Source organism: Photobacterium jeanii, from assembly GCF_001650345.1.
In the GTDB taxonomy this organism is placed as follows: Bacteria; Pseudomonadota; Gammaproteobacteria; order Enterobacterales; family Vibrionaceae; genus Photobacterium; species Photobacterium jeanii.
In genome coordinates, this window is record NZ_LVHF01000012.1 from 1411631 (window position 1) to 1419180 (window position 7550).

General features: G+C 46.9%; 9 protein-coding genes and 1 tRNA gene. 5 read left to right on the forward strand and 5 right to left on the reverse strand.

Going from position 1 to position 7550, the window contains the following annotated elements; all coding sequences use genetic code 11:
* Positions 1–2: 2 nt before the first annotated feature.
* Positions 3–722 carry a DNA polymerase III subunit epsilon gene (dnaQ, locus tag A3K86_RS07775; RefSeq protein ID WP_068330090.1) on the reverse strand — a complete coding sequence of 240 codons (720 nt, stop codon included), beginning with the start codon at positions 720–722 and terminating at the stop codon, positions 3–5.
* 51 nt (positions 723–773) lie between these two features.
* On the opposite strand from dnaQ, the gene rnhA reads away from it, so the two are divergent.
* On the forward strand, positions 774–1238 hold the full coding sequence (rnhA, locus tag A3K86_RS07780) for a ribonuclease HI (protein ID WP_068330093.1): 465 nt from the start codon (positions 774–776) through the stop codon (positions 1236–1238).
* Here the strand turns inward: rnhA and A3K86_RS07785 are convergent.
* Positions 1235–1945 (reverse strand): class I SAM-dependent methyltransferase, encoded by a 711-nt coding sequence (locus A3K86_RS07785; RefSeq protein WP_068330096.1) that lies wholly within the window; start codon positions 1943–1945, stop codon positions 1235–1237. The two genes, rnhA and A3K86_RS07785, sit on opposite strands and share 4 nt — an antisense overlap.
* 40 nt (positions 1946–1985) lie before the next feature.
* Between A3K86_RS07785 and gloB the strand changes: the two genes are divergently transcribed.
* The 3 genes from gloB (at position 1986) to A3K86_RS07800 (ending at position 5077) form a co-directional block, all read left to right on the forward strand.
* Positions 1986–2744, forward strand: a complete 759-nt coding sequence (gloB, locus tag A3K86_RS07790) for a hydroxyacylglutathione hydrolase (protein ID WP_068330099.1) — start codon at positions 1986–1988, stop codon at positions 2742–2744.
* A 72-nt stretch (positions 2745–2816) separates the two neighbouring features.
* A complete protein-coding gene (locus A3K86_RS07795; RefSeq protein WP_068330102.1) occupies positions 2817–4385 on the forward strand; it encodes a lytic transglycosylase in 1569 nt (522 codons plus the stop codon).
* Complete coding sequence (locus tag A3K86_RS07800; protein WP_068330104.1) at positions 4382–5077, forward strand: YIP1 family protein; 696 nt, start codon at positions 4382–4384, stop codon at positions 5075–5077. Before A3K86_RS07795 ends, A3K86_RS07800 begins: the two co-directional genes overlap by 4 nt.
* Before the next feature lie 10 nt (positions 5078–5087).
* On the opposite strand, the gene A3K86_RS07805 is transcribed toward A3K86_RS07800, so the two are convergent.
* Complete coding sequence (locus A3K86_RS07805; protein WP_068330106.1) at positions 5088–5945, reverse strand: endonuclease/exonuclease/phosphatase family protein; 858 nt, start codon at positions 5943–5945, stop codon at positions 5088–5090.
* Positions 5946–6054: 109 nt separating this feature from the next.
* Positions 6055–6390: a DUF1904 domain-containing protein gene (locus A3K86_RS07810; RefSeq protein ID WP_068330108.1), complete on the reverse strand. Its 336-nt coding sequence runs from the start codon at positions 6388–6390 to the stop codon at positions 6055–6057.
* Positions 6391–6608: 218 nt separating this feature from the next.
* On the opposite strand from A3K86_RS07810, the gene A3K86_RS07815 reads away from it, so the two are divergent.
* The gene (locus A3K86_RS07815) at positions 6609–6950 is read left to right on the forward strand and encodes a hypothetical protein (protein WP_068330110.1); all 342 of its coding nucleotides are present in this window, start codon (positions 6609–6611) and stop codon (positions 6948–6950) included.
* Between the two features lie 519 nt (positions 6951–7469).
* Here the strand turns inward: A3K86_RS07815 and A3K86_RS07825 are convergent.
* A tRNA-Trp gene (locus A3K86_RS07825) sits at positions 7470–7546 on the reverse strand.
* Between the last annotated feature and the right edge of the window lie 4 nt (positions 7547–7550).

Below are 7550 nucleotides of genomic sequence, written 5' to 3' on the forward strand. Positions count from 1 at the left end.
TCCTACTGACGCCACATTGGGTCGCCTTTGATCACATCTAAACGTTCTTCGTGTGCTTTTAATTCATCGGCAGATGCACGAATAACCTTTAATGTTTTACGACCAGAAGCGAGACGTTTGATGACATTTTCAACGTTACCGTCATCCCCTGCGTCTGAACTCAATGCTAACGAGGTTTGACCACCCGTCATCATCAAGTACACATCAGCAAGGATCTCGGCATCGAGCAATGCCCCGTGGAGCGTACGGTGTGAGTTATCTATGCCGTAACGACCACACAAGACGTCAAGGTTATTACGTTTACCCGGGAACAGCTTTTTCGCCATATCCAAGGTATCGGTAACCTGACAAAAGTCAGTCGTTTTACCAATTGAAGGATCGAGTTTGCTAAACTCATAATCCATAAAGCCGATATCGAAGGGCGCGTTGTGAGCCACCAGCTCAGCGCCTTTAATGAAGTCCATGAACTCTTGGTGGACATCGGCGTAAGTGGGCTTATCGAGCAAGAATTCATCGGTAATACCGTGAACGCCTACCGCCTCTTCATCAATCAGACGGTCTGGTTTGATGTAAACGTGAAAAGTGTTACCGGTAAATTTACGGTTGATAATTTCAACCGCACCGATTTCGATAATACAGTGCCCCTCGTAGTGTGGGCCTGTCATATTCATACCCGTGGTTTCGGTATCGAATACAATAATGCGTTGATCAGTAGCTTTCATAATAGCGATTGTGTCAGACTCAAGTTTTCTCAGAAACGAATACTATCAAATATGACCAAGCAGGTAGAGATTTTCACAGATGGATCGTGTTTAGGGAATCCGGGGCCAGGAGGCTACGGTACCGTTATGCGCTACAAACAGCACGAGAAAGAGCTGTCTGCTGGCTATCACATGACCACCAATAATCGTATGGAGCTGCTCGCAGCCATTGTTGGCTTAGCAAGCCTCAAAGAATCGTGCATGGTCGATCTGACTACCGATAGCCAATACGTTCGCCAAGGTATTACTCAGTGGATCCATAACTGGAAAAAGCGCGGTTGGAAAACAGCGGACAAAAAGCCCGTGAAAAATGCCGACCTATGGCAACAGCTCGATCAAGAAACGCAGCGCCACACGGTAAGTTGGCACTGGGTGAAAGGCCACGCTGGGCACCCTGAAAATGAACGTTGTGACGAACTTGCACGTAGCGCCGCTGAAGCGCCAACCTTAACCGATGAAGGTTACCAAGCGAGCTAGTTGATCCTCAGTGGTGTAAATTGTCGCCTTAGCTTCCAGGTCGGCTTGATCGGTTTAAGTGGGTAAGTACGCTTACGGGCGACAATAAAATACAGCCCCGCTAACGATGGCAGATGTTCAGCTAAGGCGCTTTCCACCCAAGTCGAGCACATCAAATGCCGCGTGGCAGGTAACACGGCAAACTGCTCGCTATAAACCACCTCGTAATTCAGTACCCCGAGCCAATCTTCGATTCGCATTGGCATGAACATTTGCCCACACCAAGGATACTTTTTCCGATTCCACGGCAATAGTCCTTTTACCCCGAGCCAGCTCACTGGATTACAACCCGAGATGATCAAATAGCCATCATCAACCATGACGCGATCCACTTCACGCAACAGGCGATGAGGGTCATTACAATAGTCGAGTTGATGCGCTAGCAAACAAGCGTCGAAAGATTTTTCAATAAAGGGTAAATTCAGAGGATCGGCAATCAAGTTGTGTAGCGGATTATACTGATCAATACATACCTGATGTTGAATGTTACAATGCCCACTCGCGAGCTCACAGCTTAGCCCTCCGAGTTTAAGCATATGATAGCCAAACAGTTTAGGGCACCACTCATCGAGCTGTGCTTGTAACTGATCTGCCATCCACTCGCCATGTTTGACTTGTGCCCAAGTGGACGGGGCTTCAATCGGTTTTAAAGTCCGCGCTGGCTTCATACGTTATTGCTCAACACCTAGAGGTTGGAGACACAAATTTATGCTAACAGTTAAAAGCATACCCGCATTTGATGACAATTACATCTGGCTAATTCACAGTCAAGATAATCACTGTGTTGTTGTCGACCCTGGCGATGCCACCCCAGTAATCAAGGTGTTAGAGCAAGAACAACTCACCCTCGATGCCATCCTGATCACCCATCATCACCATGACCATGTCGGTGGGATCAGCGAACTCAAACGCTACGCACCGCATTGCCATATTGTCGGCCCATCGAATGAACCTATCCCAGGTATTTCCCAATCAGTAAACGACGGCGATCAAGTTGAACTGTTTGGCGAACGCTTTATGGTGCTAGGTGTTCCCGGCCACACCGCAGGTCATGTTGCTTATGTTGGTGATGAAAAACTGTTTTGTGGTGATACTCTTTTCTCAGCCGGTTGTGGTCGCTTATTTGAAGGCACGCCAGAGCAAATGTATCAATCACTGCAAAAGCTCGCGGCGCTGCCTGACGAAACTGAAGTGTACTGCGCCCACGAATACACCTCAGCCAATTTAGCCTTTGCCCTCGTGGCCGACCAAACCAATCCACACCTCCAACGTTACCGTGAAGAAGTCAGCCGCAAGCGTGCACAAGGCATAAGTACTATCCCGTCCACATTAGGACAAGAAAAGTTAATTAATCCTTTCTTACGCTGCGATCAACCTAGCATCAAAAAAACTGTTGCTGATAAAGCAGTTAACGAGAGTGACATCGAAACCTTTGCGGCACTGCGCCGCTGGAAAGACGAATTTTGAACCTGAGTCACTTGTAACCAAGGTGGTTGGACAAGTATTATCACCAACCATTTTGGCTTTATGGCAGGAACAATGAAGTCCCGATTTTTTTTAGCAAGTGCGCTATTACTGGCAGGTTGCCAATTAACTAATACAGTAGAAGAAAAAGCACCCACAAACCCAAAGCCCCAAGAGGCTGAGGTTAAAGCACAACAGACAACAGTAGTCGAGACTGCACCTGTAGCTCAGCCTGAAATTAAGGTCATCACACCTCAAGAACAAGAAGATCTGTGGCGCCGTATCAGTATGCAAATTGATACCGACGCGATCCCAAATAACGGCAAAGTTCGTCACTACCGTAACTGGTATTTACGCCACCCAACCCACTTGGAAACCGTCGCCAAGCGTGCCGAACCATTCCTCTACCTTATCGTTGAAGAAATAGAAAAACGTGGCTTACCCCTTGAGCTAGCTCTACTCCCAATTGTCGAAAGTTCATTTGACCAATTTGCATACTCGCACGGTCGTGCAGCTGGCTTATGGCAAATCACCCCCCCCACAGGCCGTAGCTTTGGTCTAGAGCAAAACTGGTGGTATGACGGTCGCCGCGATGTTGTGGAATCAACGCGTGCAGCGCTTGATCTACTTGAATACCTACACCGCAAGTTTGACGGTAACTGGAAACACGCGCTAGCTGCTTATAACACGGGCGAAGGTCGGGTATTCCGTGCCATCCGTAATAACAAAGCGGCAGGCAAACCAACCGATTTCTGGTCACTCTCTCTACCGCGTGAAACCAGTGGCTATGTACCTAAGCTGTACGCCGTTGCCGACGTAATTAAGAACCAAAAAAAATACGGCCTTGCCATTCCTATGGTCGCTAACAAGCCAGCAGTCGCTGTTGTTAAACCAGGAATCCAAATGGATTTGGGTATGGCGGCGCGCTATGCCGGCATCAAGACTTCTGAGCTACAAAAGCTCAACCCTGCCTACAACTCTTGGGCGACCTCACCCGATGGCAACAACCACCTGCTATTGCCTATTAACAAGGTCGAGCGCTTTAACAAACAACTCGCAGCCAATAACCACCAAGGCATGAAAGTTGTACGCTACAAAGTGAAATCTGGTGATTCACTCAGCGTACTGGCAAAACGCAATAAAACCTCGGTGAAACAAATCCAACGTGCGAACAACATGACGAATACCAATATTCGTGTTGGTAAGCACATTTTGATCCCAGTGGCGCTGAAAGATGGTTCAACCTCTCAGCTATCACAATCACTGCAGCAAGCTCGCACGCATAACACACATGGTAACGGTTACCGTACCACTTACACCGTTAAGTCTGGTGACAGCCTGTGGAGCATTGCTCGTAAGCAGAAAGTGAGCATAGATCAAATTACCAAATGGAATGGGCTGAGCAAGAAAAAAGCACTGCGTGTTGGACAAAAACTCACCCTGTGGCAGCAAGGCGATCAAGGCGAAGTGATCCGCACGATTTACTACAAAATTCGTAGTGGAGATAACCTCAGTACGATTGCTAAGCGCTACAAAGTGAAAGTGTCAGACGTGGTAAAATGGAACCAGCTAAGCGGTCAAAAATACCTGAAACCAGGTCAACAGCTTAAGCTTTACGTGGATGTAACTAAGGTTAGTGTATGACGCCTTCTAAAAACCCTTTAATCGCTATTGTCGATGCCTTCCGTTCCCCTATCGACTGTTTTGCTGCTGCCCATGAACGTCCAAAATGGGCATGGCTAGCGTATCTACTGATTATGTTTAGCCCTATGATGCTATGGGGCGCTTACTTTAATAATGTAGATTTAAGCTGGCTTCAGCAAATGCTAACACAGCACCTGAATTTAACTGATGTCGCACCTGACGTTCGCGATGCGTGGTTAACTAAAGAGGTCTTGTTGGCTGGAGAAGTCTTTAATGATATCGCAGGGCGTACCGCGGCATTGTTTATTCTGGCTCTGTGGCTAAACCTCGCCACCAAAAGCAGTCAATACCCGATTGGCTTTGCTAAATGGTTGGCGGCCTCTTGCTTTATTATGCTGCCATCTGTGATTGGTGATCTAGCAAGCTATATCAATGTAATGTTTAACCCAGCCCAAATCCTGCCAAACGCGGCTGATCTAAACAGCTTGAATGGCTTACTAAAGCTTTCACCTAATCACCCTTGGGCTATGTTTAGCTCCACTGTACCTCTGTTAACACCTTGGTATATTGCGCTAACTTATGCCGCAGTAAGTGCATGGACAGACTTTGATCGTGCCCGTTCAATTGTAACAGCGGCCCTACCTTGGGCATTGGTATTAATCGTATGGCCGCTGATGATTGCAGCGGCCTAGGCATCGCTAATTAACTCGCTGTCAGGCGAAATGTAGCCAAAATGGGATTATGATCAGAGGCATCCGTTTCGGGTGCCTCTGCCGTTTCTAGCTTCAACCCGCGATAATACAAATGATCCAACGGCTGATCGAAAATACGGATCCGTTGATCCTGCTGCAAATCGACCTCTTTCAGCCCCAATCGCTGAGCAAAGCCTTCCACAATCTCCATCCGCGCTTGGCGCCAAGTATTAAAGTCCCCCGCCAAAATCACAGGACCTTGATGCTCCATCAGCACCTGCTCCAGCATCGCCATTTGCTTGTTGTATTCATCGACTCCAAGAGTGAAATTAACCCCGTGTAAATTCACCACAGCCAATTGCTGTCCATTCGATAGGGCAAAACGTGCGAGCAATGCTGACTTTGGCAAACCCAGCCAAGGTTCCATCGACAAATATGCGCATGTTTGACTGGCATGAGTCCGCGATAAATTCATCACCCCTGCCGAGGTATCAAGAAACTTAAAGGCATTCGCCATTGTCACTTGCCACGATGAAACTTTAAGGTAATCCGCTAAACCTAGCGTCAAGTTCGCTTCTTGCAGTAATACCAGTTGGCTCTGCTGACTAAAACTCTTTAATGCCTGTTGCCAATTCTCACGTTGCTGCTTGTAAATATTCCATACAGTCACCTTTAACTGACCATCAATATCCAGTGGCTTAGCAACGGCCTGCTCAGCACAATGATAGGAGTACTTAGGCATAGTCGTACGAATATCCGTTGCCACTTCAGGGGTCGCGGTGACATCAAATGACAACTCGCTAAAACTCATCCCACCTACCGCAACCAAGCCGACAGCAATCAGTACATAACGCCCCAAACGCGCCATTTGCTTCCTCCTCATTCCATCATTTACAGGCTATAAAAAAGCACAGACATTCGCCTGTGCTCTTAATCATACCAAGTTGTGCTAACAGATAGTGCTAACCAACAAAATATTAGTAGTGTTCGCCATTATCGTAGTAAGACGCAGGTGTTAATGCACTAAAGATCACCGCGACATCTTGTTCATCGTTGTTCACCGCTTTGCGCACTAGGGCGGTCAGCTTTTTCGCCACTTCATCTTTCACTTCTTGTCCACGGTCGAACCATAACACTTCTACAAATGGGTATGCTTTTGACACCGCACCATCAAACATAAAAGTTGAAGAAATATGCTCAATCGTGAAGTCTTCACGAGGGCAATCCATCAATGGTTGTAACTCATCGACAATCTCTTTAGAAATTGATTGAACGGCGTGTGCATCAAGGGCACGTAGACGAAGGTGTGGCATACAAACTCCGGTTTTGCTCACTTTAGAAAGGCACAAGATAGCATCTATTGTCAGATCTACCCACTCAATTTTCCTAGCCAGAGTAATGCTCGCTTCACCATTATTTCCCTACTCTTACAACCTCTCCTTTGCTATCATTCATGGCAATAAAACAACGTTCACAATCCCGATTTCTGGTAGTGATTCTAGTAAAGATACATATAAAAATAGGACGCATGATGAAAAAGAAACTCCTCACCACCATAGTTCTAGCAAGCATAAGCCTGATTCCTAACGCTTACGCCAACCAAGACCATGAACAACGAATTCGTGAACTAGAATATCAAGTTCGCTTGCTCTCACACCAATTAGAGCAGCTAGAAGCAAACATCAACGGTGAACCAAGTGAGAAAATCAATGGTAAACATATGTACCATTGTCAACTAAGTGTATTTGGCAACCACTATCAATCACGCTCAACCCAGCGTGGACAAGCACTGACCAAAGTTGTTAACCGCTGTAATAGAGAACATGACGAGATGTTTTGTCAGCCCGAAGAAGTGGAGTGTGAGCGTTTCTAGCTCAATATCCCATACCAAATAGATCCACTGCTTTGGTCTTCGTCCAATTTCACCAAAGCCCAGATACGAAAAAGGCTCTAGTCTTTCGACTAGAGCCTTGAATATGGCAGGGGTGGAGAGATTCGAACTCCCAACACGCGCTATTTTGGGTATCAGGGGAATCCGCTGCTTTGGGCTTCGCACAACTATCCCAAAGTACAAATACGAAAAAGGCTCCAGTCTTTCGACTAGAGCCTTGATGATGGCAGCGGTGGAGAGATTCGAACTCCCAACACGCGCTATTATTTGGGTATCTGGGGAATCCGCTGCTATGTTCTTCATCCAATTTTCTAAAAATACAAATACGAAAAAGCTCCAGTCTTTCGACTAGAGCCTTGAAGATGGCAGGGGTGGAGAGATTCGAACTCCCGACACGCACTATTTTGGGTATCAGGGGAATCCGCTGCTTTGGTCTTCGTCCAATCCCCCAAAAGTACAAATACGAAAAAGGCTCTAGTCTTTCGACTAGAGCCTTGAAGATGGCAGGGGTGGAGAGATTCGAACTCCCAACACGCGGATTTGGAATCCGCTGCTCTGCCAATTGGAGCTACACCCCTGTAG